This window comes from Rathayibacter sp. PhB127 (genome assembly GCF_003751665.1).
GTDB classification, from domain to species: domain Bacteria; phylum Actinomycetota; class Actinomycetes; order Actinomycetales; family Microbacteriaceae; genus Rathayibacter; species Rathayibacter festucae.
On sequence record NZ_RKHW01000001.1, the window covers coordinates 1,587,316 to 1,613,215 of the forward strand.

Here is a 25,900-nt window from a genome sequence, read left to right on the forward strand (position 1 = left end):
TGCCGCATGCCCGCCTCCTCCCGCCGTGTCGTCCCGGCGCTCCTCGCCTCCGCCCTCGTTGCCGGGGCTCTCGCCCTCCCGACGCCCGCCCTCGCCGACACCGCTGTGAAAGCGGGGACGAGCGGAGGCACCAGCTCCGGCGACCCGTACTTCCCCGGCCTCGGCAGCTCGGGCTTCGACGCGCTCAGCTACAGCCTGTTCCTCACCTACGACCCGGCGCCGCGGGCGCTCACCGGCCGGGCCGTCGTGACCCTCTCGCCGACGCAGGAGCTGAGCTCGTTCTCCTTCGACCTGCGCGGGCTGACGGTCTCGAAGGTGTCGGTGAACACCCGGGGCGCCGCCTTCACGCAGGTCGGCGACGAGCTCACGATCACACCGTCCCGCTCGCTGAAGAAGGGCGCGCCGACCCTGGTCGACATCCGCTACGCCGGCACGACCGGCAATCCGGTCGACGGCACGGGCGCCCCGTACGGCTGGTGGTCGACCGACGACGGCGCCCTGGTCGCGAGCGAGCCCGACGGCGCCTCGACCTGGTACCCGGTGAACGATTCGCCGGCCGACAAGGCCCGCTACTCCTTCACCCTCACGGTCCCGGAGGGGCGCACCGCCGTCGCGAACGGGGTGCCGGTGGGCTCGCCCGTGACCCGCAACGGGTGGACCACCTCCAGCTGGGTCGAGACGAGCCCGATGGCGAGCTACCTCGCGATGGTGAACATCGGCGACTACGACCTCGTCCGCTCCCGGGCGGCCGGCGTGGTCAGCATCGACGCCGTCGACCGCGACATCACCGGCGAGGCGCGGGCCAGCACCGAGGCCGCGCTCGCGCGCCAGGGCGAGATCATCGACTACTTCACGGGCGTCTTCGGCGCCTACCCGTTCCGCTCGGGCGGAGCCGTCGTCGACGACGACGAGATCGGCTACGCGCTCGAGACGCAGGGACGCTCGTTCTACTCGGGCGGCGCCGACACCTCGACCGTCGCGCACGAGATCTCGCACCAGTGGTTCGGCGACAGCGTCACCCCGCGGCTCTGGTCGGACATCTGGCTGAACGAGGGCTTCGCGACCTACGCCGAGTGGCTGTGGGCGGAGCACGACGGCGGCCCGACCGTCGAGGAGTCGGCCGCCGAGGTCGCGGCGATCCCCGCGGACGACCCGTTCTGGGCGACGAAGGTCGCGGATCCCGGCGCTCTCGGCCTCTTCGACAGCCCGATCTACGCGCGCGGCGGCCTCACGCTGGTCGAGCTGCGCTCCACCATCGGCGACGAGGCCTTCGGCACGCTGCTCCAGCGCTGGGCCGCCGAGAACCGCTACGGCAACGTCACGACGGCCGACCTCCAGGACCTCGCCGAGTCGGTCTCGGGCCAGGACCTGACCGCCTTCTTCGACACCTGGCTCCGCACCCCGTCGAAGCCCGCGGGCCTGTAGCCGCGGGGCACCGCCTCGCGGAGCGGTGGATCTCGATGCACCCTCTCCGAGGGCTACTCGATCAGCATGGGCGGCCCATGTTGGTCGAGTAGTGCGAAGCGCGTCTCGAGGCCCACCCATCGGGTGCGGTGGATCTCGATACGCCCTCTGCGAGGGCTACTCGATCAGCATGATTTGGCGCGGGTCCGCAGTATTTCGCAGGCAAGCGCGCGCATTTCATGCTGGTCGAGTAGCGCGCAGCGCGTATCGAGACCCACCCTCCGGATGACGGCGGATCTCGATACGCCCTCTGCGAGGGCTACTCGATCAGCATGGGGCGGCGCGGGTGCAGACCCGCGTTCGTCGGAACGGGGGCGGTGCATCCCTGAAGCGCGGACCCGGCGGGGCGCCGGCGAGCGCGGGTGGGCGGAGGGTGACGAGGCGGCCGGTGGGGGTGGTCCAGACGATGCTGCCATCCGGGCGGGGGACGTAGGTCCAGCGGTCGCCGTGGCGGACGTGGTGGTGCGAGGTGCAGAGGCAGACGAGGTTCTCCAGGGACGTCTCGCCGCCGTTGCGCCATTCGAGAGTGTGGTCCGCCTCTGCTCGGGAGGCGGTGCGGGTGCAGCCGGGGAAGCGGCAGGTCTGGTCGCGGAGCTGCAGGTGCAGGCGCATCTGCGGCGGCGGGACCCGGTGGGTGCGGCCGACGGAGACGACGGCGCGGGTGTCCGGATCGGTGAGCACTCGGGTGAAGGACGCGCCGGTCGCGACCAGGGCGCGGGCGAGATCGGCGGGGATGAGGCCGTAGCCGTCGAGGTCGGCGGGGGCGTCGTCGAGCCCGACGGCGGTGGATGCGGCGAGGGTGAGGCGCACCTCCGCGCGGATCCCGGGCACGTACGACGCCGACAGCTGCGGGCCATCTCCTGCGGGTGTGGTCCCGGCGATGTCGCCGTCGCGCAGCAGATCCGTGAGCACGTCGGCCTTCAGCTGCGCCAGGGTGCGCTCGTCGCCAACCTCGCCACCGTCGCGGAGACTGCGGGCGATGCGGTCGACGCGCTCGGCGATGCCCATCGCGTCCGGCGCGGGCAGCAGGGCGCAGAGCGTCGCCATCCCGTCGACCTCGGGCGTGATCCAGACGGCGCGGTCCTGCCGGGCGCGGACGTGCCGTTGGGCGAGGGGTTCCTCGTGGAGCTCGTCGCGCAGGCGGGCGACGATCCGCTTCAGCTGCGTGGGGGTCACGTCCGGGGCGACCTCCGCGGCGCGCTCGTCGAACCGGGCGCGGGAGGCGGGAGTCAGGGTGGCGGCGGTCGCGCAGACGATCTCGCTCGAGTCCCAGAGCAGCCGGCCCTCGGCCAGCAGGGCGCGGATGCAGGGGAGGTCCTCGACGAGCAGGCGGGCGTGCTCGAGCAGTGTGGTCATGGCCCGCTCGGACAGGTGGAGCTTGACCGCGAACTCGGCGCGGATGGACCGCTCGACGAGGGCGCGCGCCTCGCTCTTCGCAAGCGAGCTCCCGCGGGCGAACGCGTCGGGGACGGTGACCGCCGCGCGGTAGGCGAGGTGCAGGGTCTGCGCACGCGTGAGGAGCAGCTGAGCGGAGGTGCGTCCGATCTCCGCGGCGATGTCGGTCAGCGCGTCGACGGCCGCGAGCGCGCTCGGCCGTCGTGCCGCTCCCGGGTCGCTGTGCTCATCCATACGCGTATTGAACCAGGGACCACCGACACCCGAGCCCCCCTCGGGCGGAACCCGAGGAGAACCCGCGAATGTCCGACCTGTGGAGGAGCTATGCCCCCACGTCGGCCGTCGCACCGGCGGCCCGCCCGCGCAGGGTGACGATCGGTGCCACCTCCGTCCAGCCGAGGCTCGTGTAGAGCGCGCGCCCGCCGACGCTCGCCATCAGGAGTCCGATGGTCGCGCCGTTCTCCGCCGCCCAGGCGCTCAGGCCGGTCATCACCAGGCCACCGAGGCCGCGGCGGCGGAACCGCGGAGTCGTCTCGATCCGGTCGAAGACGGCGTCACCGCCGCTCAGGGCCGCCTGCCCGCGCGCCGCGACCTCGCCCTCCACCTCGATGCGGGCGTGCGCGACGCGTCCGCTCGCCTCGATCCGCACCTGCGCCGGCCTCGCCGACCTTCGGAGCCGGGTGGTCATCATCTGCTCGTCGCAGGTCACGGCGTCGAGGCCGGCCACCGCGTCGCGACCGCGCTCGTCGAGCTCGCCGACGATCGTCAGCCAGACGTCGGGCGCGGTGACGGCGGCGGCCAGGCGGTGCAGCTCGGGCAGCGACGGCTCGGCGATCACGTACTCGCGGGAGCGGGTCTCCGCCGCGACCTCGACGAGCCGGCCGTCCCCGTCGCGCCGCGCGAGCATCCCGCGCGACTCGCACCACCCCGCCACCCAGCGGTCCACCAGCTCTCGCGACACGACCATCACGGCACCGTACCCGGACACGCGGCCCGGTCGCTCCTGCCGATCACGGCACGAGGTGCTGGGTGATCGATCCGCTCGCGCCGTCCAGCCGGACGTCCGCGAGCGCGCCGTTCACCAGCGGAAGCTGCGGCGGCTGATGTCCCGTGTCGAAGTCCAGGACCACGGGGAGACCGAGATCACCGAGTGCGCGGCGCACCGCCTCGTCCTGGCTGAGCTCGGGAACGGCACCGCCGCCGGTCCGGCCGATCAGGACGCCGTTCGCGTCCTCGAACCAGCCCGCGAGGCGCAGCGAGATGAGCATCCGGAGGACGGAGACGGCGTCGGACTCGGCCGCCTCGAGGTGGACGATCGTTCCCTCCGGTGCGTGCCGGCGCGCGAATCCGGGGACGTCGCCGTAGGGCGTGCCCGCCAGCAGCGAGACCGTCTCGAGGCAGCCGCCGATCAGACGGCCGCGCATCGCGACGTCCGCACTCCCGTCGAGCGAGCGCCAGCGGGTGGGTGCCTCGTAGGCGCGATCGCGGTCGAGGGGTTCGTCCGCCCAGGCTTCCCAGGGCCGGACCCGGCGGCGCGGCGCGGCGCGCTGGGTGAAGGAGCTCCCGGGTGGGAGGGCCGCGACGTCCGTCCACCGCTCGAACTCGAGCGGGAGCTCCCACGGCTCGTCCATCAGGTTCGCGCCGTTCAACGTCGCCAGCCCGGTGATCGTCGTCAGCGGGAGGAGCAGGGTCGACACGTCCGACCAGCCCACGAACCACCCACGAGCGTCGGCCAGAGCCTGCCAGTCGAGCGCGCCGAGCAGCTCGATCGCGAGCTCGCCGCCCCACGGCGGCAGGACCGCGTCGCCCGTCCGGAAGGCGTCGTGCAGATCGGCGACCCGCGCCGCAGCGGACGCCGGCACGAGTCCGGGCGTGAGGGCGTGTGGACGGACCCGAACGTCGAAGCCGCGCGCCGAGAGGCTCGCGACCGCGGCGTCGAGCCGCTCGTGCAGGTGCTCCGGCACGCCCATCGACGGCGCGGGGACCTCGACGATGGCTCCCGGGCGCAGCGGAGCGGGGTAGATGATGCTCGCCATCAGGCGACGGTAGCAATCCCGTCCGGCGAGGATTCGCGACGAGAGCGCTCGGCGCAGGACGACCCCGGCACGAAGCGCGGGCGGAGCCTCCTCGGGGCCGACGTCGTCCGGTGGTGGATCTCGATACGCCCTCTGCGAGGGCTACTCGATCAGCATGCTTGTGCGCAGGCGTGAGCACGGGCCGCAGCGTGGGCCGACGCGGGTGCGGTGGGCGGATCGTGCGTCCCATGGTGGTCGAGTAGCGCGCAGCGCGTATCGAGACCCGCCTTCCCCGTGACGGTGGATCTCGACACGCCCTCTGCGAGGGCTACTCGATCAGCAGGGCGCCCGGGTCACTTCTCCGGGGTGACGACGAGGCCGACGCCGCCGCCGCGGCGGACGGGCTCGGCGACGGCGGTCATCAGGCCGGAGGGGTCGACCTCGATGGCGGCCACCGCGCCGATCTGCGCGGCCGAGGTGAAGGTGTCGCCGGAGGGCGTCAGTTGCTGGCCGAAGGGCGCGAGGTCGTCGGCGTAGGCCTCGATGAAGCCGGGCTCCGCGGAGGTCGACGCGGTGTTCCGCTGCGACGCCCGGGGCGCGGCCACCGCCTCCGGCAGGGTCATGCCGAGGTCGATGCGGTTGACCAGCGTCTGCAGCACCGTCGTGATGATCGTCGCTCCGCCCGGCGAGCCGACGACGAACTTCACCGCGCCGTCCTCGAGCACGATCGTCGGCGACATCGAGGAGCGCGGGCGCTTGCCGGGCTCGATCCGGTTCGGGTCGCCCTCGACGGGGGTCGCGGAGAAGTCGGTCAGCTCGTTGTTGAGCAGGAAGCCGCGGCCGGGGACGGTCATCGCCGAGCCGCCGGTCTGCTCGATCGTCAGCGTGTAGGACGCCGCGTTGCCCCACTTGTCGACGACGGAGAGGTGCGTGGTCGAGACGTTCTCGGTGTCCGGCTGCTCCGCGGTGAGGGCGGTCGCGCAGCCGACTCCGTCGAGCGCGCCCGGGGCGACCGGCCGCGTGGAGGCGGCCGCCGGGTCGATGGTGCAGTCGCGGGAGTCCGCGAACTCCTGGCTGAGCAGCGTCTCGGTCGGCACGTCGACGAAGGCCGGGTCGCCGACGTACGCGCCGCGGTCGGCGAAGGCGCGGGCCGACGCCTCGAGGTAGAGGTGCAGGGCGCTGCCGATGTCCTCGGCGGAGAGGTCGTGGTTCTCGAGGATGTTCAGCGCCTCGCCGATCGCGATCCCGCCCGAGGAGGAGGGCGCCATGCCGTAGACGTCGAGCCCGCGGTAGGACGTGTGGGTGGGCGCCTGCTCGGACACCGAGTAGCCGGCGAGGTCGTCCTCGGTCATCGAGCCGGCCGGGGCGGGGAGGGTCGAGCCCTCCGCGAGTCGCGGGTTCTGCACCGTGTCGGCGATCTCGGCCGCGAGCGGTCCGTCGTAGAACGCGCTCGGTCCGCGGGCGGCGATCCGGGCGAGGGTCTTCGCGAGATCCGGGTTGCGGAAGGTGCTGCCGACCGCCGGGGCGTCGCCGCCGGGGAGGAACAGCTCCGCGGTGTCGGGGAACTGCTGGAAGCGCTCGAGGTTGTCGAGGGTCTGGCTGCGGAAGGTCTCATCCACCGGGAAGCCCTTGGCCGCGAGCACGATCGACGGGGCCAGCACGACGGGGAGCGGGAGGGTGCCGAAGCGGTCGACCGCGGCGTCCCAGGTCGCGACGGTGCCGGGGACGCCGACCGCGACTCCGGACGAGACGAGCTGCGGGGTGAAGGGGTACGGGGCACCCGTCGCCGGGTCGAGGAAGGCGTCCGGAGTGATGCCGGCCGGCGCCGTCTCGCGGCCGTCGATGGTGCTCACCTCGCCGGTCTTCGCATCGAAGTAGACGAAGTAGCCGCCGCCCCCGATCCCGGCGCTGTACGGCTCGGTCACGCCGAGGGCCGACGCCGTCGCGACGGCCGCGTCGGCGGCGTTGCCGCCGCGCTTGAGCACCTCGAGGCCGACCCGGCTGGCGAGAGCGTCGACCGAGGAGACCGCGCCGCCGTAGCCGACCGACGTCGACGGCGAGACGACCGGACCGCCGAGGGCGTCGCGGAGCTCCTGCGCCGTGGGGAGACCGCGGCTCGGGACGCCGGGGAACGGCCAGTCGAGCGCGGCGGCGGGAGCGGCGCCCGCCACTCCGAGGGAGGCGACGGCGACCAGCGCGAGCGCTGCCCGTCGGAGACTGCGGATCGTGGCCATGGGGTTCCTCCATCGGAACTCGGTGCGGGCGGAGCAGGTGCGTCCAACCTAGGCCGGAGGCGGGCCGAGGGGCCAGGGCTCCGCGCCTCCGAGACGGGGGAGGGCGGGTTGGGGACGGCGGAAGGGCCGCCCCGGCGGGGACGGCCCTTCTGCGATCAGCGCCCGAGGATCAGTGCCCGAGGATCAGCGCTTGACGGTGAAGGCGAGGGTGATCGCCTTCCCCGACTGCGCGCCGGTGACCGTCACGCTGTAGTCCCCGGGGGTGGTGGGGGCCTTCGCGGTGGCGGTCAGCGCGCCGTCGTTGAGGTCGCGCGTCGCCGTGCGCTCGGTGAAGAGCGGCGCGGAGCCGATGAGCTGCGTGTCGCCCTGGAAGCCCTCCGCCGTCAGGGTGATCCGGGCTCCGGGGGCGAAGGTGCTGCCCGAGAGCTCGGCGGTGGCGCCGAAGCTCAGGTTCCGGATGTCGCGGTCGAGGCCGAGCGCGTTCGAGATGGTGAAGAACGTGTCGGTCTGGTCGGTGAGGCCGGCTACGTTGGCCGCGCCGGGTCCGTAGGCCGCGATGCGCAGCTGCGTGCCGGTGTGCTGCTGCGAGCCGCCCTCGGCGGCCGTGCCGTAGGACACCTTCATCGTGCTGCCGTCGACCGTCTTCAGCGCGGTGCTGAGCGAGGTCGGCGGGGTGGAGTCGACGATCTGGCTGGAGTGCGCGTGGTCGGCGGTGACGATGACGAGGGTGTCCCCGTCCGCCTCGGCGAACGCGAGCGCGGCCTGGACGGCCTCGTCGAGGTCGACGGTCTCGCCGATCTGGCCGCAGGCGTTCGCGGCGTGGTCCTGCTTGTCGATGCTCGCGCCCTCGACCTGGAGGAAGAAGCCCTCGTCGCCGGTGTCGAGCAGGTCGATCGCCTTCTCGGTCATCGCGCGCAGGGTGGGCTGCTCGGCGGGACGCGAGGGGTTCGCGACGCAGGTCTGCGGCGCGGCGTCGGCGCCGCCGACGGTCGCGGGGGTCGGCGCGTAGCGCACGGGCAGGTTGCCGGAGTTGAACAGGCCGAGCACCGGCGCGTCCTGGTCGGCGACGGTCAGCGCGTCGAGCTGGTCCGCGGTGGCGGCCGTCGTCGCGTCGCCGAGCACCTGGTAGCCGCGCTCGTCGGCCTGCTGGAACAAGGTCTGGCCGGCCCAGTCGCCCGCCTTCGCGGTCTGCGCGAACGTGGCGGAGCCGCCGCCGAGGGTGAGGTCGGCGCGGGTGTCGAGGATCTGCTCGCTGATCGAGCCGAGTCCGCCGTTCTCGAGCGCGTCGTTGCCGCAGCTGGCGCTGTCGGGTCCGTAGCAGCTGCGCGCGTCGACGTGCGCGGCCTGCACGGCCGGGGTCGCGTCCTGGATCTCGGCGGTGGTGACGTTGCCGGTCTTCAGGCCGTTCGCCTTCGCGATCTCGAGGAGGGTGTCCTTGCGCTCCTGGTCGATGTCGACCGAGATCGCGTTGTCGTAGGTCTTGGTGCCGGTGGCCCAGGCGCTGCCGGTCGCGGCGGAGTCCGGCACGTAGTCCGGGGCGCCCTTGACCGCGCCGGTCGCGGGGTCGTCTGCGCGGTAGAGCGAGTAGGTCGTGTACTGGCCGGTGATCGGCAGGGCGTCGATGCCGGGGAAGCGGCCGGCGGCGCCGTACGCGTAGTTGCGGGCGACCGTGATCTCGGAGTCGCCCATGCCGTCGCCGATGAGGAGGATGACGTTCTTCGCGTCCTGCTCCTTCACCGCCGTGCGCAGCGAGTCGGAGAGGTCGGCGTCGACGGGGGAGATGCGGGCGGCGCCACCGGTGGCGGCGAGGTCGGCGGCGCCGATGGCGGTGGCCGCGCCGGGGGCGGCCAGGGCGGCGGCGCCGACCAGGGCGACGGCCGTGAGGGCCAGTGCGGTGCGTCCGCGGTGCGCGGAGCGGGGCAGTCGTGTCACGTCGGAGACTCCTTGGGGTGAGAGCCCCTGAGAAGGGGCTCACCCAGCACACTCCTGATTCCCGCTCCCGTGGGTGAACGGAGATGCATAGCCGGGTGAACTTTCCGCGCGCCGGTCCCCGTGGCGACCGCGTGCGGTGACCCCGTGCGGGGGGCAACTCGGGCGGATCGGGCACCGGCCTGACCGGCGGGCGCTAGCGTGACGCCCGGTGTCCCCCGCACCGCCGATCCCGCCGAGAGGACCCCATGACCACGCCCCGCCCCGTCTCGCGCCGCACCGCGACGACCGCCGCCCTGTGGAGCGCCCCGGTCCTCCTCGCCGCCTCCGCCGCCCCGCTCGCCGCCGCCTCCGGAGAGGTCGGCGCCGCGCTCGGCGTCTCCGGCGGCCTCTCGAACGGCGGCGGCGACCTCTACGCCGGCCAGTTCACCCCGGTGGTCTCGGCCTCGCAGGGCAGCGAGCCCGTGCGCGACATCGTCGCCCGGGTGACGTTCGACACGGGCGACAGCGATGTCGTGCTGTCCGACTTCGTCCTCGAGGAGGGCCCCTGGGTCGTCGTGGAGCCGCTCGGCTCCCGCACGCCGGGCGTCGTCGTCCTCGCCTGGTCGGACGCGACCGGCCTCCGCGACGGCGAGTCTCCGGTCCCGCCGCAGTTCAGCGTCCACGCGTCGGGCTACATCGTCAGCTGCCTCGTGGCGCTGTCGAGCACCTCGGCCGCTCCGGCCAGCGACTACCTGATCATCGCGGTCGTCTGACCGGCGGCCCTCAGAGCGTGACCGCCGGCCCTCAGAGCGCCCGCGGCCGGTAGATCTCGATCAGCGCGTCGAAGAGCCGGTTGATCCGCTCGTCCACCGTTCGACGGGCCGGGTCCGCGTCGTACCACTCGACGATCTCGCGCGCGCCGTCACTGAAGCGGGTCGAGGGCGCGAACGCCGGCACCAGGCTCCGGATCTTGGCGTTGTCGAAGACCATCGAGTGGGCCTTGTCGCCGACGATGCCCGCGCCCAGCTCCGGGTCGGCGGCGGCGATCGCGTCGGAGGTGACGTGCACGATCCGCGCCGCGGTGCCGGCGGCGGCCGCGAGGTCGTGGTGGATGCGGTCCCAGGTGGGCGTCTCGTCTCCGGTGATGTGGAACGCCTCGCCGATCGCCGCCGGCGCGCCGAGCAGCCCGACCAGGCCGACCGCGACGTCGCGGCTGTGGGTGATCGTCCAGAGCGAGGTGCCGTCGCCGGGCACGACCACCTCGAGGCCGCGCCGCATCCGGTCGATGACGGTCCAGCCGCCGTCCACCGGGAGCGCGGTGCGGTCGTAGGTGTGCGAGGGGCGGACGATCGTCACCGGGAAGCCGGTGCGCCGGTACTCGCCGACCAGCAGGTCCTCGCAGGCGATCTTGTCCTGCGAGTAGCTCCAGTACGGGTTCCGCAGCGGCGTCGACTCCGTCACCGGCACGCGCGCCGGCGGCTTCTGGTACGCCGACGCGGAGCTGATGAAGACGTACTGGCCGGTGCGGCCGGCGAACAAGTCGATGTCCTGCTGCACGTGCTCGGGGGTGAACGCGGCGAACTCGATCACCGCGTCGAAGCGCTCGTCGCCGAGAGCCTCGCGCACGGAGGCCGGATCGCGGACGTCGGCGGTCAGCGTCCGGACGCCCTCGGGCAGCGGGCGGCTCGAGGTGCGGCCGCGGTTCAGCACGGTCACCTCGTGCCCGACGGCGAGAGCGCGGCGGACGCCCTCGGAGCTGATGATGCCCGTTCCTCCGATGAACAGCACGCTGAGGGACACGGCGGACCCGACCTTTCCGGATGAGGGCTGCGCGCTCCGCTCCGGAAGCGGAGGGACGTCGTCGAGCACCGCCTCCATCAGCGCACACATCGGCGCTCCCGTCGAGGGGGTGGCGGGACCCTCCCTCGGGCGGCGATCGCGTCCTAGCGTGGAGGCATGACCCTGCAGCTCACCCTCAACAACGGCGTCACCCTTCCCGCTCTCGGGCTCGGCGTCTTCCAGAGCGCGCCCGAGGAGACGACCGCCGCCGTGCAGTCCGCCCTCGAGGCCGGCTACCGCCACATCGACACGGCCGCCGCGTACGGCAACGAGCGCGAGGTCGGCGAGGGGATCCGCCGCTCGGGCCTGGACCGTTCGGAGGTCTTCGTCGAGACGAAGATCTGGGTCACCGACTACGGCTACGACGAGACCCTGCACGCGTTCGAGAAGGCGACCGGCAAGCTCGGCGTCGAGCAGCTCGACCTGCTGATCCTGCACCAGCCCGTCCCGTCGCGCTTCGACACCACCGTCGCCGCCTACCGGGCGCTGGAGAAGCTCCTCGCCGACGGCGGCGTGCGCGCGATCGGCGTCAGCAACTTCACGCCCGCGCACCTGGCACGCCTCCTCGCCGAGGTCGACGTCATCCCCGCCGTCAACCAGGTCGAGCTGCACCCGTACTTCGCGCAGCCCGACCTCCGCCGCGAGCACGCCGAGCGCGGGATCCTCACCCAGGCCTGGTCGCCGATCGGCGGCATCACCTTCTACCCCGGCTGGGGCGACGAGCGCCGCAGCGTGATGGACGACTCGACGATCGGCGCGATCGCAGCCGAGCACGGCAAGAGCCCGGCGCAGGTGATGCTCCGCTGGCACCTGCAGCAGGGCCGCTCCGCGATCCCCAAGTCGACGAACCCCGAGCGGATCGCGGCGAACATCGACGTCTTCGACTTCGAGCTCTCCGACGACGAGCTCGCCCGGATCGACGCCCTCGACACCGGCGTCCGTAGCGGCCCCGACCCCGACGTGGAGCGGCCGGCGCTCTTCGAGCGCACGATCCCCGAGGCGTGAGCCGTGACGACGCCTCCCGACGCCCAGCACCCCGACCTGCACCACGCCCCGCACCCCGCACAGGAGGAGACACCATGACCGACCCGATCGGCATCCCCGAGGCCACCGCTCTCGAGAGCACCCGCCGCACCATCGCGATCCTCGGTGCGGGCGGCGACCTCACCGAGCGGCTGCTCCTGCCGGGGCTCGGCCGCGTCGCCGAGCTCGCCCGCGACTCCGAGCTGACCCTGATCGGCGCCGCCCGCACCCCGCAGTCCGACGACGAGTGGCAGGGGCTCGTCCGCCGCAGTCTCCAGGCCGCCGGGATCGCGGCGCACACCGTCGACGACCTCGCCTCGCGCGCGCGCTTCGTCGCGACCGACGCCTCCGACCCGGAGCAGCTGAAGGCCCTGCTCGACGCCTGCCCGACGACGCCCGTGCTCTACGTCGCGCTGCCGCCGGCGATGGGCCACAAGGTCGCGGACTCCCTCTCGAAGCTGGACCTCCCGGAGGACCTCGTCGTCGCGATCGAGAAGCCGTTCGGCGAGGACCTCGACGACGCGATCGCGCTGAACGCCGCCTTCGCGCCCGTGATCTCCGAGGACCGGCTCTGGCGCATCGACCACTTCCTCGGCAACGCCACTGTGATGGGCATGCTCGGACTGCGCTTCGGCAACCGCCTGCTCGAGGCGAGCTGGAGCGCCGAGCAGATCGAGAAGATCGAGATCGTCTACGACGAGACGCTCGGGATCGAGGGGCGCGCCGCCTTCTACGACGGCACCGGCGCCCTGCGGGACATGCTGCAGAGCCACCTGCTGATGGTGCTCGCGCTCACGACGATGGAGCGCCCCGAGGAGGTCTCGCCCGACGACGTCCACGAGCGGATGGCCGAGGCGCTCGGCGCCGTCCGCCTCTGGCGCGACGACCCCGCCACCGCGCGCCGCGCCCGCTACACCGAGGGCCGGGTCGACGGCCGGTTCTTCCCCTCCTACGTCGACGAGCCCGACGTCGATCCGGAGGCCGGCACCGAGACGCTCGCACAGCTGCTGCTGCAGGTCGACACGCCCCGCTGGGCAGGGGTGCCGTTCGTGCTCCGCTCCGGCAAGGCGATCGGCGACCCGCGCCACGAGGTCGCGGTGCACTTCCGCGCCGCGACGCCGCCGCGCGGCCTGGCCGGCGCCGACGACGGCGCGGGCACCGTCCTGCGGATGTCGCTCAAGGGCGGCGACGTCAGCCTCGACCTGCTGGTGAACAGCGCCGACGACCTGACCGACCTCGAGCGCACGACGCTCCAGGCGCAGCCCGGCGCCGCCACGCTCGACCCCTACGCGCAGGTGCTCGCCGGCATCCTCCAGGGCGACACCCTGCTGTCGGTGCCGGGCGCCGTCGCCGAGCAGTGCTGGCGCATCATCACCCCGGTGCTCTCGCACTGGGCCGAGGGCGGCACCCCGCTCGACGAGTACGAGGCCGGAAGCGCGGGCCCCGAGGGCTGGTGAGCGCGATCGCTCTCCGGCGCCAGCGCAGAGAAGTCCAGCCGCTGGGCTAGACTCGCACAGCGGACCCGCCCCACACACGTGGACAGGCGGGTCTTGCTGTGTCGCCAGAATCTCTGTCTTCGGCGCTTCCGGCGCCGGGCGATCAGATCTCGATCGGTCCGCCATTGACGTCGTTCGAGAAGAGATATCGCTCTCGCCACTCGGATGCGTACGAGTTGCCCGGATGTCGATTGAGGTCGAGGAACGTGATGTAGGCGACGAGGTCCGCCATCTGCACGAACTGGGACCTGCGCGAGTCGTGGAACATCGGGTCCTCGATGATGTGCCGCGTGTCGAGATCGAGCGCCCTGTGCGCTTCGAAGTAGGTCGGGTCGGACCCGTTGCCATCCATGTTGACGAAGGCGTGGCTGCCGTCGCCGCGATGCCGGTCGTTCCAGTGCCCGAGCAGCTCGCGGTAGACCTGGCCGCGTTCGTCGTAGTAGCCGCGACCACGGAGATCGGTGCGTCGATACGCCGCGCCGACGCGCAGGTCCTGACTCTCCGCGAGCGTCTCCAGGCAGCGGACAGCGACCGCGCGGCCGAGCGTCTTCCACTCCTGAGCATTGTCATCACCGCCTTCGAGCGAGATGCGCGACCGGCCGTTGAGGAACTTGGTCGCATGGAGTTCTGCTGCCGGGGGGATCCTGTGATCGCGATACAGCGCCTTCCTCAGCTCGAGGAGGGAGCGGAGGGCGTGGCGCCACCGGGCAGGATCGCACTCGACCCAGCCGTAGACGATGACACCGCTCGGCTCCGATCCGGAGTCGTCGAGGTACAGCAGCCGGGAGATCGTCATGCGGACTCGTCACGTTCCGTGTGCGGGAGGACAGCGGGGCAGTGGCGAGGTCTGCGCCCCTTCGAGTTCCGGTACGGTCGCGGCGTCCTCCGGCAAATGATCATTCGCCGATGCAAGCAGGCGGGGCCGATCATGCGACGAGCGGCGCCAGGCGGGGATCTCCTCGCTTCTCGGCTCTCGCCAGTGGACGCGAATCGTGCCCTTCGGCACCGCTGTGCGCACTCGTCCTCGGCGATGACGCGGACCCACCTCGCCTCATGCTGGTCGAGCAGCCCCGCAGAAGCGTGTCGAAACCCGCCGGCACCGCTCTCAGACGTCGACGAGGATCGTCCGGGACGGGAGGCCGAGGAACGCGGGAGCCTCGCCCTTCGTCTCGGGGGAGACCGGGCCTCGCGTCACGGTGGCCGTGACGCGGAAGCCGCCCGGGGGAACCGGCGTCAGCGCGCAGTACATCCGTCCCGGGCCGAGGGGCGCCACCTGCATCACCCGCCCGTCGCGGTCCGTGTAGGTGCCGCGGCTCCGGTAGCTCCCGGCCGGGACCACGAGGTGGGCGGAGCGCGGGCGGTCGACGACCAGCCATTCCGACCAGTGCTCGACGTCGTGCTCGGCGGTCACGTCCATCCGGGCGTCGCTGAGGAGCTCGACCGGCGCTCCGGACTCCCCGCTGCACGCTGCCCGGAGCTCGACGATGAAGTTCCCCGAGGACAGGGAGTCCAGGAAGAGACCGACGTACGGTCCGGCCTCGAGTGGTCGCGGAGCGGTGGCGGCGGGCCCGGGGGCGCCGACCGCCGCGGCGAGGACGGGCGCCGTGCAGACCATCGCGATCGCGGCGCGGCGGGTGACTCCCGGACCGTCCGAACGACTGCCGGACATGAGATCTCCCTCCGGTCGCACGGCTCCTCGCGACCCGTCGTGCCGCGAGACCTCGGCTCGCCGACATCGGACGGATGCCGCAATGCTCGCTCACCTGTCCGGATCCGCTACATCGCTGGCGCGATGCGGTGAACCTGTCGCCGGGATGTCGATCGGCAGGCAGGGGCGCCCGCCGTCGTCCGCAGCGCAGGCCGCGGGTCAGCTCGCGGTCAGGGCGTCGCGGAGGCGGACGCGGGAGCCCATCCGCAGCAGGGAGTTGGTGTAGATGCGGCTGGCGACGGCCATCACGGCCGCGGTGGCGACGACGAGGAGGCCGAGCGAGACCAGCGGCTCCCACCACTCCGCCTCGCCGAAGAAGAGCCGGACCGGCATCGCGACCGGGGCGCTGAAGGGCACGTAGGACAGGATCGTCATCACCAGCGGGTTGTCGCCGAAGACGACGACGCCGAAGTAGGGCACCATCACGAGCATCATCGCGGGGGTCATCACCGAGCCGGTGTCCTCCTGGCGGGAGACGAGCGCGGCGCCGGCCGCGAAGACGCTCGCGACCAGGACGAAGCCGAAGACGAAGAACACGACGAACCAGATCAGCGGCGCCGAGAGCAGGTCGAGCAGCTCGGTCTGCCCTGTGATCGCCAGCCCGAGGGCCGACGCGGCGGCGATCGCGGCGGCCGTGCCGACGCCGATCACCGAGTTGCCGAGGATCTTGCCGGCGAGCAGCGCCCGGGCGGGCACCGCGGCGAGCAGGATCTCGACGATGCGCGACTGCTTCTCCTGCACCGTGTTCTGCATGATGGTCGCGCCCGAGCCCAGCACGGCGAGCATGAACACCAGCCCGAACGCCAGTCCGATCAGCGTGCGCAGGCCCGACGGCGTCTGCGAGGGCTCGAGCAGCTCGACGGCGGGGCTGACGGACAGCGCCGAGACCAGGCCCTCCGGCGCCTCGTCGAGGGCGAGCACCGAGAAGCCGATGGCGTCGTCGCTCGGGACGAGCGCGGCATCGACGTCGCCCGAGCGCACCAGCTCCTCCGCCTCCGCGACACTGCCGACCTCGGTGACGTCGAGGGCGTCGGCGGCGGCCAGCGAGGACGCCGCGGAGCCGACCACCGCCACGGGGGTCGCGTCGGCGGTGCGGTTGCTCAGCACGTTCCCGAGGACGATGCCGCCGATGACCAGCACGAGCGTGATGACCGTCGAGACCAGGAACGCCTTCGACCGGATCTGGGAGAGGATCTCGCGCTCGGCGACCAGGAGCGTCGCGCCCCAGGTGCTCAGCCGGCCGTCCTGGGCACCGGTGCCGCTCGCGCTCCTCGTGCTGCTCGTCGTCATCGGACCGCCTCCGTCTTCTTCTCGGCGCCCGCGGGCGCGCTCACCACGATGTCCCGGAAGATCTCCCCGAGGGTCGGCCGCACGGGCCGGAACGACGCCACGGTGCCGCGCTCGACGGCGGCCCGCAGCACGGCGTCGGCCGCCGCCCGGTCCGCGTGGAAGAGCACCGACGTGCCGGCCAGCTCCGCCACCTCGACACCGGGGACGCCGCGGACCCAGCCCGCGTCGCCGTCCGTCTCGAGCGACCAGCGGTCGCCGGAGTACTGCTCGCGCAGCGCCTCGCGCTCGCCCGCGGCCTTCACCTGGCCGCCGGCGATGATCACGAGGTCGTCGCAGAGCCGCTCGACCACGTCCAGCTGGTGCGAGGAGAACAGCACCGGGATGCCCCGGGCCGCGTGCTCGGCGATCACCGTGACGACGTCGTCGACGGCGAGCGGATCGAGGCCGGAGAACGGCTCGTCCATGATCAGGACGTCCGGGTCGTGCACGAGGGCGGCCGCCACCTGCACGCGCTGCTGGTTGCCGAGTGAGAGCGCCTCGAGCTTGTCGCGCCGGCGCTCGATCAGGCCGAGGCGCTCGAGCAGGTCGTCCGCCCGCTGGACGGCGGTGGCCTTCTCGATGCCGTGCAGCCGAGCGAGGTAGGCGAGCTGCTCGCCGATCTCCATCTTCGGGTAGAGGCCGCGCTCCTCGGGCATGTAGCCGAAGCCGTGCAGCGCGGCCTGGCCGACCGGCGTGCCGTCCAGGGTCACCTCGCCGGAGTCCGGCCGGAGGACGCCCAGGATCATCCGCATGGTCGTGGTCTTCCCGGCGCCGTTCCCGCCGACGAAGCCGGTGAGCCGGCCCCGACCGACATCGAAGCTGACGTCGTCGACGGCGCGGTGCGTCCCGAAACTGCGACTGATGTTCTGCACGCTGAGCATGCGACCTCCTCGGATCCGACTGACCCCTCCACGCTACGGAGGGCGCGTCTCCGACACCTCCGGCGCGGGGGTGAACGGCGGTCTCCACCTCAGGACGGAGGAGCGTCCGACGGCCGCCGCGGGTCGACCAGGCCGGAGCGGTAGGCGAAGGCGACGGCCTGCACCCGGTCGCGGAGGGAGAGCTTGGCGAGCACGTTCGAGACGTGCGTCTTGACCGTGGCGCGGCCGACGACCAGCAGCTCGGCGATCTCGTCGTTGGAGAGGCCCTGCGCGAGCAGGCGGAGCACCTCGGTCTCGCGGGCGGTCAGGTTCTCGGGCGCCGCGCCGAGCTGCGCGCTGTGCCCCACCGGCGGCTCGGCGAGCGGCGTGCGCTCCCGTTCGCGGGCGACGGCGCGCTCGATCACCGTGCGGGTCAGCTCGGGCGCGAGCAGGGCGTCGCCGTCGGCGATCGCGCGGACGCCCGCGACGAGGCGCTCCGGCGGCGAGTTCTTGAGCAGGAAGCCGCTGGCGCCGGCTTCGAGCGCCGCCAGCAGGTAGTCCTCGCGCTCGAAGGTGGTCAGCACGAGCACCTGGGCCGTCGCTCCGGGCTCCGCGAGGATCCGCCGGGTCGCCTCGAGCCCGCCGATGCCGGGCATCTCCACGTCCATGCAGACGACGTCGGGCCGGGTGCGCGCGACCACCTCGACGGCCTCCTCGCCGCTGGACGCCTCGCCCACGACCTCGATGCCGGCCTGCAGCGAGAGGATCGTGCGGATGCCCTGCCGCATCAGCGCGTGGTCGTCGACGAGGACGACGCGCACGCCGCCCGCAGCGCCGCTCGTGCCCGGACCGCCGCTCATGCCCGGACCGCCAGGGGCACGGTGACGCGGACGACCCAGCCGAAGCCGGCCCGCGGCCCCGCCTCCACCGTGCCGTCGAGGGTCGCCGCGCGCTCGCGCATCCCGAGCAGGCCGAGCCCGCCGCCGCGCGGGCGCGGACCCGGCCGCCCGAGTCCGTCGTCCGCGATCTCGAGCTCCACCGAGTCGCCCTGGTAGCGCAGGTGGACGCGCGCCCGGGTGCCGGGACCGGCGTGCTTGAGGACGTTGGTGAGCGACTCCTGGGCGATCCGGTAGAGGTTCAGCCCCACCAGCGCGGGGAGCTCGACGGGCTCGCCGACCACCTCGAGCGTCACGCGCAGGCCGGAGGACTCGGCGTCGCGGACCAGCACCGGCAACCCGCTCAGATCGAGCGAGGCCGTGACCGGGTCGAGCGCGGACTCCTCGTCGCGCAGCGTGCCGAGCAGCTGGTAGAGCTCGCCGACCGCCGCGCGGGAGGTGCCCTCCAGCGCCTGGAGCTGCTCGTGCGCCTTCGCGGGGTCGGCGTCGACGAGCATCCGCGCCGCTCCGGCCTGGACCCCCATCAGCGAGACGTGGTGGGCGACCGCGTCGTGCAGCTCGCGCGCGATCCGCAGGCGCTCGATCGTGATCGCCTGGCGGGCGACGGTCGACTGCTCCTCCTCGAGCTGGCGGGTGCGCAGGTCGGTGAGAGCGCGCTGGCGGGCGGAGGCCCAGGCGTGGTCGCCGAACCACCAGGCGCCGGCGAAGTAGAGGACGTTGATCAGGATCTGCTGGAGCATGTAGGCCGCGATCGGCGTGAGCGCGCCGATCCCGGCTCCCTCGAAGTCGAGGTCCTGGGTGCTCGCGCGGAAGAAGGTGATCAGCAGCCAGACCGCCATCACGGCGACCAGCACGCCGCGCGCCCAGCCCGCCCGCGTCCGGTTCTGCTCCCAGGCGCCGACGCTGTAGAGCGCCATGAACAGCGCGATGTTGCTGATCGTCAGCTCCGGCACCTTCAGCTCGCCGACCAGCAGGAACGCGGCCCCGATGACGGCGAGGACCGCGACGGGCGCCGTCCGCCGGAACGCGAGCGGGAGGATGACGACGGCGAGCACTGCGGCGCTCAGCGCGGGCGACGCGGGATCGGTGAACAGCCCGATCGCGCGGCCGAGCACCAGCGAGAGCACGGCGGCGCCGAAGAGCGCGGCGGCGGTCGCGACGTCGGCCCGGCGCTGGTCGGGCGTGGCCGGCGACCGGCGCCAGGCGCGGGAGTCCGGGGCGGCAGTCACCCCGCCAATCTAGCCGCGGGGCTCAGCTGTGCGGGTGCGGGTGCGTCCGCTCGAGCGCGGCGCCCTCCAGGTCGACGTCCGGGAGGAGCCGGTCGAGCCAGCGGGGGAGCCACCAGGCCGAGCGGCCGAGCAGGTGCATCAGCGCCGGCATCAGCAGCATCCGGACGACGAACGCGTCGAGCAGGACGCCGAAGGCCAGGCCGAAGCCCATCGAGCGGATGATGGTCGACTCGGAGAAGATGAAGCCGCCGAAGACCGCCACCATGATCAGCGCCGCCGCGATCACGACCGCCTTGCCGGCCTGGAAGCCCTGCGCGACGGCGAGCCGCGCGTTCGCCCCGTGCACGTAGGCCTCGCGCATCCCCGAGGCGAGGAACAGCTGGTAGTCCATCGCCAGCCCGAACAGGATGCCGACCAGGATCACCGGCAGGAAGCTCAGGATCGGCCCGGTCGAGTGCAACCCGATCAGGTCGGCGCCCCAGCCGAACTGGAAGACCGCGACGATCAGCCCGTAGGTCGCGAACAGCGACAGGATGAAGCCGCCGGTCGCGATCAGCGGCACGAGCAGCGAGCGGAACACCAGGATCATGATCAGCAGCGAGAGTCCGACGACGACCGCGAGGTAGGTCGGCAGGACGTCGTTCAGCCCCTCGGAGATGTCGATGTTGGTGGCCGCCTGGCCGGCGACACCGAGGACGATGTCGTCGTCCACCGGCGGCAGGGCGCGGAGGTCCTGCACGAGGGCCTCGGTCGAGGCGCTGTTCGGGCCCTCGGTCGGCAGCACCTGGAAGGCGAGCAGCGTGCCGTCGTCGGAGGTGGCGACGGGCGCCACGGCGACGACGTCGTCCTGCTCGGCGATGGTGCGGGCGACGTCGACCTGGGTGGCGAGCAGCGCGTCGTCGGCGACCCCGCCGGGGACCGTCGCGGTCACCAGCAGCGGGCCGTTCGCGCCGGCGCCGAACTCGTCGCCGACGATCTCGAAGGTGCGGGCGCTGGTCGAGCCCTCGGGCTCGCTCGCGCCGTCCGGCAGGCCGAGGCGCATCGAGAGCGCGGGGATCGCGATGACCAGCAGCACGGCGACGGTGCCGACGACGGTGAGGACCGCGCGCAGGGTCGACATCGGCGCGACCGTCTTGATCGCCGCGTGGTGCACGACGGCCGAGCGGGCCTTCCGGCGCAGGAGCCGGCTGCCGAGCAGGCCGAGGATCGCCGGGGCGAGCGTGACCGCGATCAGCACGGCGACCGCGACGCAGACCGCGCCGACCGTCCCCATCAGGCCGAGGAACGGGATGCCGGTGACGTTCAGGGCGAGCAGCGCGACGACGACCGTCGAGCCGGCGAAGACGACCGCGGTGCCGGAGGTGCCGTTGGCGAGGCCGATCGATTCGCGCACCTCGACGCCCGAGAGCAGCTGCTTGCGGTGCCGGTTGACGATGAAGAGGGAGTAGTCGATGCCGACCGCGAGGCCGAGCATCACGCCGAGGACCGGGGTGACCGAGGCCATGTCGATGACGCCCGAGAAGGAGAGCGAGGCGGTGACGCCGACGCCCACGCCGACCAGGGCGGTGACGATCGGGAGCGCGGCGGCGACGAGCGAGCCCAGCATCACGATCAGGACGACACCGGCGAAGACCAGGCCGACCGCCTCGCCGACACCGAAGATCTGCGGGACGCCCTGGGCGAGATCGGTCGCGAACGTGACGTCGGCGCCGGCGACCGGTGCGGACTCGAAGTGGTCGATGACGCCCTGCTTGACCTCCTCCGGGAGCTCCAGGCGCGGCTCGGTGAAGGACACGTTGACGATGGCGGTCGAGCCGTCCGCCGAGACGACGCCGATGCCGTCCGCGAGGGCGAGCAGCTCCTCGCCCTGGTCGAGCGGTGCCGCGCCGACCTCGAGCTCGGTGCGGGAGGCGTCGAGTGCCGCCTGCTGCGCGGTGAGCTCGGCCTGCTGGGTGTCGAGCTGCGCCTGCTGGGCGTCGAGGGCGGCGAGCTGCTGCTCCGGAGCGCCGGCGGCGACCGCCTGCTCGCGGGCCGCGGTCAGCTGCTGCTGGCCCGCCGTGAGCTGGGCCTGACCCGCGTCGAGCTGCGCCTGCCCGGCATCGATCTGCTCCTTCCCGGCCTGGAGCTGGGCCCGGCCGTCGGCGAGCTGCTGTGCTCCGTCGAGCTGCGACTGGCGCGCGGCGAACGGATCGACGACGGCGGCGACGCCCTCGAGGTCCTCGGCGGAGGCGGCCAGCGCCGAGATCGCGGACTCCTGCTCCGCGGTCAGCGCGGAGCCGTCCGCCGTGCGGTAGACGACGGTGCCGGTGCCGCCGGCGGTGTCCGGCAGCTTCTCGGCCAGCTGGTCGGTGACGGCGCCGGACGCGGTGCCCGGGATGTCGAAGCTGTTGGTGAGCGTGCCGCCGACCGCGAGGAAGGTGCCGACCGCGACGCCGAGGATCACGACCCAGGCGACGATCACCGCCCAGGCGCGGCGAGCGGCGAAGGTGCCCAGACGGAACAGCAGGGAGGCCAAGGGGATGTCCGATCGAGAGGAGGTCAGGCGTGGGCGGTGGCGGCGGTCGCTAGATCATACGGTACGTCTCGTCTAGAGCCGCTGTACGCTCGTCGCATGACGGAGCACCGGAGCGGACCGGTCCGCAGCGCCGCGGCACGCGAGTCGGTCCTCGAGGCGACCGCCCGGCTGTTCCTGCAGCGGGGTTGGGACCATCTCACGATGGAGGGCATCGCGAAGGACGCCGGGGTCTCCAAGCAGACCGTCTACCGGTGGTGGCCCTCCCGCGGTGCGCTGATCGCCGACTGCATGATCGAGGGCCGGCTCGTCGCGATCGAGGTGCAGCTCCCGGACACCGGCGATCTCCGCCGCGACCTCGGGGTGTGGCTCGCGCCGATCCTGGAGCTCGCGGGCAGTGAGCCCGGCGCGTCGCTGGTCCGCTCGCTGATCGCGGCCGGCGCGGAGGACGCCGCCGTGGGGGAGCGCCTGGGCCGCGCGTTCGGCGTGGACCAGACGCTCTCGGACCGCTTCGCGAAGGCGATCGAGGCGGGGCAGCTCCCGGCCGACGCCCCGGTCGACGAGCTCGGGCTCTCGATCCTCGGGGCGATCATCCTGCCCGTCGTCGGACGCCGGCCGCTCGTCGCGGCGTCCGTGCTCGGGCACGTCGACTTCCTGCTCCGGCCGCGCGGCTGAGGCGGCGGCCGGAGCAGGCTCACGTCAAGCTCACGTCAGGATCAGGCCCAGGTCCACGAGGCGAGGACCGACTCGGCGACGGCCTCGCGCTGGTCGTCGTCCACGGTGGGGCTGAACGAGAAGGTGACGACGTAGGTCTGGCCCTCGTCGGTGACGTAGTACTGCTCGACGGCGTAGCTGGTGCCGGACGCGCTGAGGTTCGCGCTGAGGTGCGCGGACTCGGCTCCCGCGACGACGACGCGGTCGTTGGCCTCGACGTCGGTGGCCCCGGCGTTCTCGAGCTCGGTGACGCCGGCGCCCTCGACCTGCTCGGCGGAGACCTCGCCGGCGGGGCTGAGCACGACGTTCACGTTGTCGGCGAAGCCGTCGGTGTCGGTGAGGTCGGCCGCGAGGGTGTCCGCGCCCATGCTCGCGGGGTCGGCGTCGGGGGTGCCCCAGCCCTCGGGCACGGAGTAGGAGTAGCCGTCGCCGGTGATCGTGTCGCCGGTCGCGGCGGCCGTGTCGATGGAGTCGGCGTCGCTGCCGGAGTCGGTGCCGGCGGAGGAGGAGCAGCCGGCGAGGAGGACGAGGAGGGCGGCGGCGGTGGCAGTGGCAGTGGCAGTGGCGGCGCCGAGACGCGCGGGAGCGCCGTGGCGCGTGATTCGTGACATCCCTGCACGCTAGCGACGGAGGCCGGGCCGCCGCATCCCCCTCGCCGGGGACGACGGCGCCGCGACTACGCTGGTGGCCCTATGGCATCCGACAGCGAACCCTCCGTCACCCTCACCGATCCGCTCGAGGAGCGCCTGCGCGCCCAAGTCGCCCGCGAGGGCGAGCGCGCGGTCGCCCTGCGCTCGGCCGCGCTGCTGACCGGCGGCTACGAGGGCGAGGCCTTCCTGCTCACCGTCGGCGGCGAGCACGCGGCGGGCGTCCTGCAGGGTGCTCCGTCGCTGTACTGGCCGGAGCTGTGGGGCGCGCGCGCCCTGCTCTACGTCTGGGACGACACGGCGGCCGACGCGGTCCTCGCCGGGCTGGCCAACCCGGCCTGGCGCGTGCGCGAGATGTGCGCCCGGGTCTGCGCCGAGCGGGTCCTCGGCGGGCAGAAGAAGCTGGCGCGGCTCACCACCGACGAGCACGCACGGGTCCGCGCGGCCGGTGCGCGGGCGCTCGTCGCCGCCGCGGTCGCGGGGATCGGCTCGGGGCGCGACGCGAAGGGCGAGTTCGCGGCGAGCGTCGAGCAGACGCTGACCTCGATGGTCCGCGACCCGGACAAGGACGTGCGCCGCGACGTGCGGGCCGCGCTGGACCAGCTCCGCGACGCCCGCCGCTGAGAAGCCCCTCGGGGGCGCCGCTCAGCCGCCGACGTGCGAGCCGAAGCCGGACTTGCCCGTGCCGCCGAAGCCGCCCGCGAGGGTGGCCTTCGAGCCGGGAGCCGCTCCGGCCGGCGCCTTCTGCACCACGTCGGGCTGGGTCGCCCCGCGCGCCGCGAAGCCGCCGGTGGTGACCGGCGCCCAGCTGGTGGCGCGGGTCGAGTTCCAGCGCGACGACGCGAAGATCAGCGGGCCGACCCAGAAGCCGCCGGCGTAGTGCCCGCGGTACTCGTCGGTCGCCTCGCAGAGCTGCTCGGGATCGTCGCCGACCTCCTCGCCCTGGGCCTGCAGCTGCGCGATCTGCTCCCGGACGTCCGCCAGGCAGTCCTCGCGGCTGGCGTAGACCGGGCGCTCGGCGTTCTCGGGGATGACGTAGTCCTGGCCGTCGGCGCCGGTGGTGACCACGCCGTCGGTCGAGGGGTTCGCGGAGTTCAGCGCGACCGCGAGGCCGAGCACGCCGACCGCGACGACGCCGCCGATGACGAGGCCGCGCCGCTTCGAGGCGATGCCGCTGATGCCGACGTCGCCGGACCGGCGGCGGGTGCGGGTGGTGCCCGGGTCGCCGGCGGGGGAGTCCTGCGGAGCGTCCTGGGGGCGGTGGTCGGGCCGGTCGTCGGGGGTGGTCATCGGGTCTCCTCGTCCTGCGGGCGGTTCTCCCGCGCGTCCTGGGGTCGCGTGTCCTGGGCTCGCGTGTCCTGGGGTCGGCCGTGCCCGGGGCCGCCCTGGTCGGGGCGGCCGAAGACGGGCTCGTCGCGGGCGGTCCGGCCCTCCTCGATGAAGTGCGGCACGAACTCCGCGAGGTCCCCGGTGATCGGTCCGCCGGTCTCGCGGACGTCGATGCCGGCCGGCGTCTCGCCGACGATCCAGCTGCCGATCACGACCGTCCGGCCGTCGATCCGGGCGAGATCGGCCCGGGCCTGGTGCACGAAGCCCTCCTCGCCGTAGGCGCCGCCGTTCTCCGCGACGACCGCGTCGAGGATCGTCACGTTCGCGCCCTCCCGGCCGAGCCGGGGCTTGCGCACCTGCGCCGTGCCGACGAGCGGCTCGACGGAGGCGGGGAGCAGGTTCGGGTGGCCCGGGAACAGCTCCCAGAGCACCACGAGCAGCTGCTTGTTGCTGAGCAGCAGCTTCCAGGCCGGCTCGACCCAGCGGGTGCGCTCGCGCCGGTCGAGCAGGAGCCCGCCGAACTGCTCGCCGAGCATCCACTCCCAGGGGTAGAGCTTGAAGATCCGCCGGATCGGCTCGCCGTCGGCGTCGAGGAAGCCGGCGCCGTCGAGCTCGTAGCGGATGTCCTCCACGAAGATCAGCTTCGGGTCGAAACCCGCCTGCGCCGCGGTCTCGGCCATGTACGCGACGGTGTCCGCGTCCTCGACGATCAGCTCGCCGTCGCCGGAGTCGTGCAGCGAGGCGAGGTGCAGCCGTGCGCCCTCGTCCAGCTGCCAGCGGTCGACGCGGAGGTGCCGCCACTGCTCGACGAGCTGCTCGTGCAGGCCGTTGAACTGGTCGGCCTCGGGGCCGCGCGTCTCCTCCAGCCACTGCCACTGCGCGGCGGCCGTCTCGACCAGCGAGGTCGGGGTGTCGGCGTTGAACTCGAGGAGCTTCACCGCGCCCTCGCCGTCGTAGGCGAGGTCGAACCGCCCGTAGACCGTGGGGTCGTCCTCGTCCCAGGAGGTGCGGACCAGCTCGTGGAAGCGCTCCGGGATGCCGAACTCCGCGAGGCGGCCGGTGCGGACGACGTGCTCGCAGGCGTCCATGCAGCGGTCGAAGAGCTCCCGGGTCGCCGTTTCGAGCAGCTCGATCTCGGCGAGCGCGAAGCCGTAGGCCGCCGACTCGTTCCAGTAGGGCCGGCCGCCCTCGGAGGGGAGGTCGTAGAAGCTGAAGCCGACCTCGTCGCAGCGGTCTCGCCAGTCGGGACGCGGGGTCAGGCTGTGTCTGCGCATGGGGGATCCAGTCTACGACCGGCCT

The 25,900-nt window shown here is 73.2% G+C and carries 22 protein-coding genes; 6 read left to right on the forward strand and 16 right to left on the reverse strand.

What is annotated here, in order from left to right; genetic code table 11:
• Positions 1-6: 6 nt before the first annotated feature.
• Positions 7-1,425 carry a M1 family metallopeptidase gene (locus EDF22_RS07590; RefSeq protein ID WP_123703654.1) on the forward strand — a complete coding sequence of 473 codons (1,419 nt, stop codon included), beginning with the start codon at positions 7-9 and terminating at the stop codon, positions 1,423-1,425.
• A gap of 306 nt (positions 1,426-1,731) precedes the next feature.
• On the opposite strand, the gene EDF22_RS07595 is transcribed toward EDF22_RS07590, so the two are convergent.
• From EDF22_RS07595 to phoA, 5 genes are all read right to left on the reverse strand, one after another.
• Positions 1,732-3,093, reverse strand: coding sequence for an HNH endonuclease signature motif containing protein (locus EDF22_RS07595; protein ID WP_123703656.1), 1,362 nt, complete (start codon positions 3,091-3,093; stop codon positions 1,732-1,734).
• A gap of 88 nt (positions 3,094-3,181) precedes the next feature.
• Positions 3,182-3,826, reverse strand: coding sequence for a GNAT family N-acetyltransferase (locus tag EDF22_RS07600; protein ID WP_123703658.1), 645 nt, complete (start codon positions 3,824-3,826; stop codon positions 3,182-3,184).
• A gap of 43 nt (positions 3,827-3,869) precedes the next feature.
• Positions 3,870-4,895: a S66 peptidase family protein gene (locus tag EDF22_RS07605; protein ID WP_123703660.1), complete on the reverse strand. Its 1,026-nt coding sequence runs from the start codon at positions 4,893-4,895 to the stop codon at positions 3,870-3,872.
• Positions 4,896-5,227: 332 nt separating this feature from the next.
• Positions 5,228-7,108 (reverse strand): gamma-glutamyltransferase, encoded by a 1,881-nt coding sequence (gene ggt / locus EDF22_RS07610; RefSeq protein ID WP_123703662.1) that lies wholly within the window; start codon positions 7,106-7,108, stop codon positions 5,228-5,230.
• Positions 7,109-7,291: 183 nt separating this feature from the next.
• Complete coding sequence (gene phoA / locus EDF22_RS07615; protein ID WP_185038796.1) at positions 7,292-9,040, reverse strand: alkaline phosphatase; 1,749 nt, start codon at positions 9,038-9,040, stop codon at positions 7,292-7,294.
• Positions 9,041-9,285: 245 nt separating this feature from the next.
• Here phoA and EDF22_RS07620 point away from each other — a divergent pair, with 245 nt between their 5' ends.
• Positions 9,286-9,792, forward strand: coding sequence for a hypothetical protein (locus EDF22_RS07620; RefSeq protein ID WP_123703664.1), 507 nt, complete (start codon positions 9,286-9,288; stop codon positions 9,790-9,792).
• Between the two features lie 31 nt (positions 9,793-9,823).
• On the opposite strand, the gene EDF22_RS07625 is transcribed toward EDF22_RS07620, so the two are convergent.
• Complete coding sequence (locus EDF22_RS07625; protein WP_260303342.1) at positions 9,824-10,819, reverse strand: NAD-dependent epimerase/dehydratase family protein; 996 nt, start codon at positions 10,817-10,819, stop codon at positions 9,824-9,826.
• A 156-nt stretch (positions 10,820-10,975) separates the two neighbouring features.
• Here EDF22_RS07625 and EDF22_RS07630 point away from each other — a divergent pair, with 156 nt between their 5' ends.
• Positions 10,976-11,863: an aldo/keto reductase gene (locus EDF22_RS07630; protein WP_123703668.1), complete on the forward strand. Its 888-nt coding sequence runs from the start codon at positions 10,976-10,978 to the stop codon at positions 11,861-11,863.
• A gap of 74 nt (positions 11,864-11,937) precedes the next feature.
• Positions 11,938-13,338: a glucose-6-phosphate dehydrogenase gene (locus tag EDF22_RS07635; RefSeq protein ID WP_221180891.1), complete on the forward strand. Its 1,401-nt coding sequence runs from the start codon at positions 11,938-11,940 to the stop codon at positions 13,336-13,338.
• 142 nt (positions 13,339-13,480) lie between these two features.
• Here the strand turns inward: EDF22_RS07635 and EDF22_RS07640 are convergent, their stop codons facing one another.
• From EDF22_RS07640 to EDF22_RS07670, 7 genes are all read right to left on the reverse strand, one after another.
• The gene (locus EDF22_RS07640) at positions 13,481-14,173 is read right to left on the reverse strand and encodes a DUF3800 domain-containing protein (RefSeq protein WP_123703669.1); all 693 of its coding nucleotides are present in this window, start codon (positions 14,171-14,173) and stop codon (positions 13,481-13,483) included.
• 309 nt (positions 14,174-14,482) lie between these two features.
• A complete protein-coding gene (locus tag EDF22_RS07645; RefSeq protein ID WP_123703671.1) occupies positions 14,483-15,046 on the reverse strand; it encodes a hypothetical protein in 564 nt (187 codons plus the stop codon).
• Between the two features lie 198 nt (positions 15,047-15,244).
• Positions 15,245-16,375, reverse strand: a complete 1,131-nt coding sequence (locus EDF22_RS07650) for an ABC transporter permease (RefSeq protein WP_123703673.1) — start codon at positions 16,373-16,375, stop codon at positions 15,245-15,247.
• Positions 16,372-17,295: an ABC transporter ATP-binding protein gene (locus EDF22_RS07655; RefSeq protein ID WP_123703675.1), complete on the reverse strand. Its 924-nt coding sequence runs from the start codon at positions 17,293-17,295 to the stop codon at positions 16,372-16,374. The genes EDF22_RS07650 and EDF22_RS07655 overlap by 4 nt, the downstream gene beginning before the upstream one ends.
• 89 nt (positions 17,296-17,384) lie before the next feature.
• Positions 17,385-18,134 carry a response regulator transcription factor gene (locus tag EDF22_RS07660; RefSeq protein ID WP_123703677.1) on the reverse strand — a complete coding sequence of 250 codons (750 nt, stop codon included), beginning with the start codon at positions 18,132-18,134 and terminating at the stop codon, positions 17,385-17,387.
• Positions 18,131-19,399, reverse strand: a complete 1,269-nt coding sequence (locus tag EDF22_RS07665) for a sensor histidine kinase (protein ID WP_123703679.1) — start codon at positions 19,397-19,399, stop codon at positions 18,131-18,133. The genes EDF22_RS07660 and EDF22_RS07665 overlap by 4 nt, the downstream gene beginning before the upstream one ends.
• Before the next feature lie 22 nt (positions 19,400-19,421).
• Entirely contained in the window at positions 19,422-21,914 is a 2,493-nt protein-coding gene (locus EDF22_RS07670) for an MMPL family transporter (protein ID WP_123703681.1), read from the reverse strand.
• 96 nt (positions 21,915-22,010) lie between these two features.
• On the opposite strand from EDF22_RS07670, the gene EDF22_RS07675 reads away from it, so the two are divergent.
• Positions 22,011-22,586 (forward strand): TetR/AcrR family transcriptional regulator, encoded by a 576-nt coding sequence (locus EDF22_RS07675; protein ID WP_123703683.1) that lies wholly within the window; start codon positions 22,011-22,013, stop codon positions 22,584-22,586.
• 41 nt (positions 22,587-22,627) lie between these two features.
• On the opposite strand, the gene EDF22_RS07680 is transcribed toward EDF22_RS07675, so the two are convergent.
• Complete coding sequence (locus tag EDF22_RS07680) at positions 22,628-23,236, reverse strand: hypothetical protein (RefSeq protein WP_123703685.1); 609 nt, start codon at positions 23,234-23,236, stop codon at positions 22,628-22,630.
• Between the two features lie 81 nt (positions 23,237-23,317).
• Here EDF22_RS07680 and EDF22_RS07685 point away from each other — a divergent pair, with 81 nt between their 5' ends.
• A complete protein-coding gene (locus EDF22_RS07685; RefSeq protein WP_164874455.1) occupies positions 23,318-23,896 on the forward strand; it encodes a HEAT repeat domain-containing protein in 579 nt (192 codons plus the stop codon).
• 21 nt (positions 23,897-23,917) lie between these two features.
• On the opposite strand, the gene EDF22_RS07690 is transcribed toward EDF22_RS07685, so the two are convergent.
• Both EDF22_RS07690 and EDF22_RS07695 read right to left on the reverse strand, forming a co-directional pair.
• The gene (locus tag EDF22_RS07690) at positions 23,918-24,562 is read right to left on the reverse strand and encodes a hypothetical protein (protein ID WP_123703687.1); all 645 of its coding nucleotides are present in this window, start codon (positions 24,560-24,562) and stop codon (positions 23,918-23,920) included.
• The gene (locus EDF22_RS07695; RefSeq protein ID WP_123703689.1) at positions 24,559-25,875 is read right to left on the reverse strand and encodes a glutathionylspermidine synthase family protein; all 1,317 of its coding nucleotides are present in this window, start codon (positions 25,873-25,875) and stop codon (positions 24,559-24,561) included. The genes EDF22_RS07690 and EDF22_RS07695 overlap by 4 nt, the downstream gene beginning before the upstream one ends.
• Between the last annotated feature and the right edge of the window lie 25 nt (positions 25,876-25,900).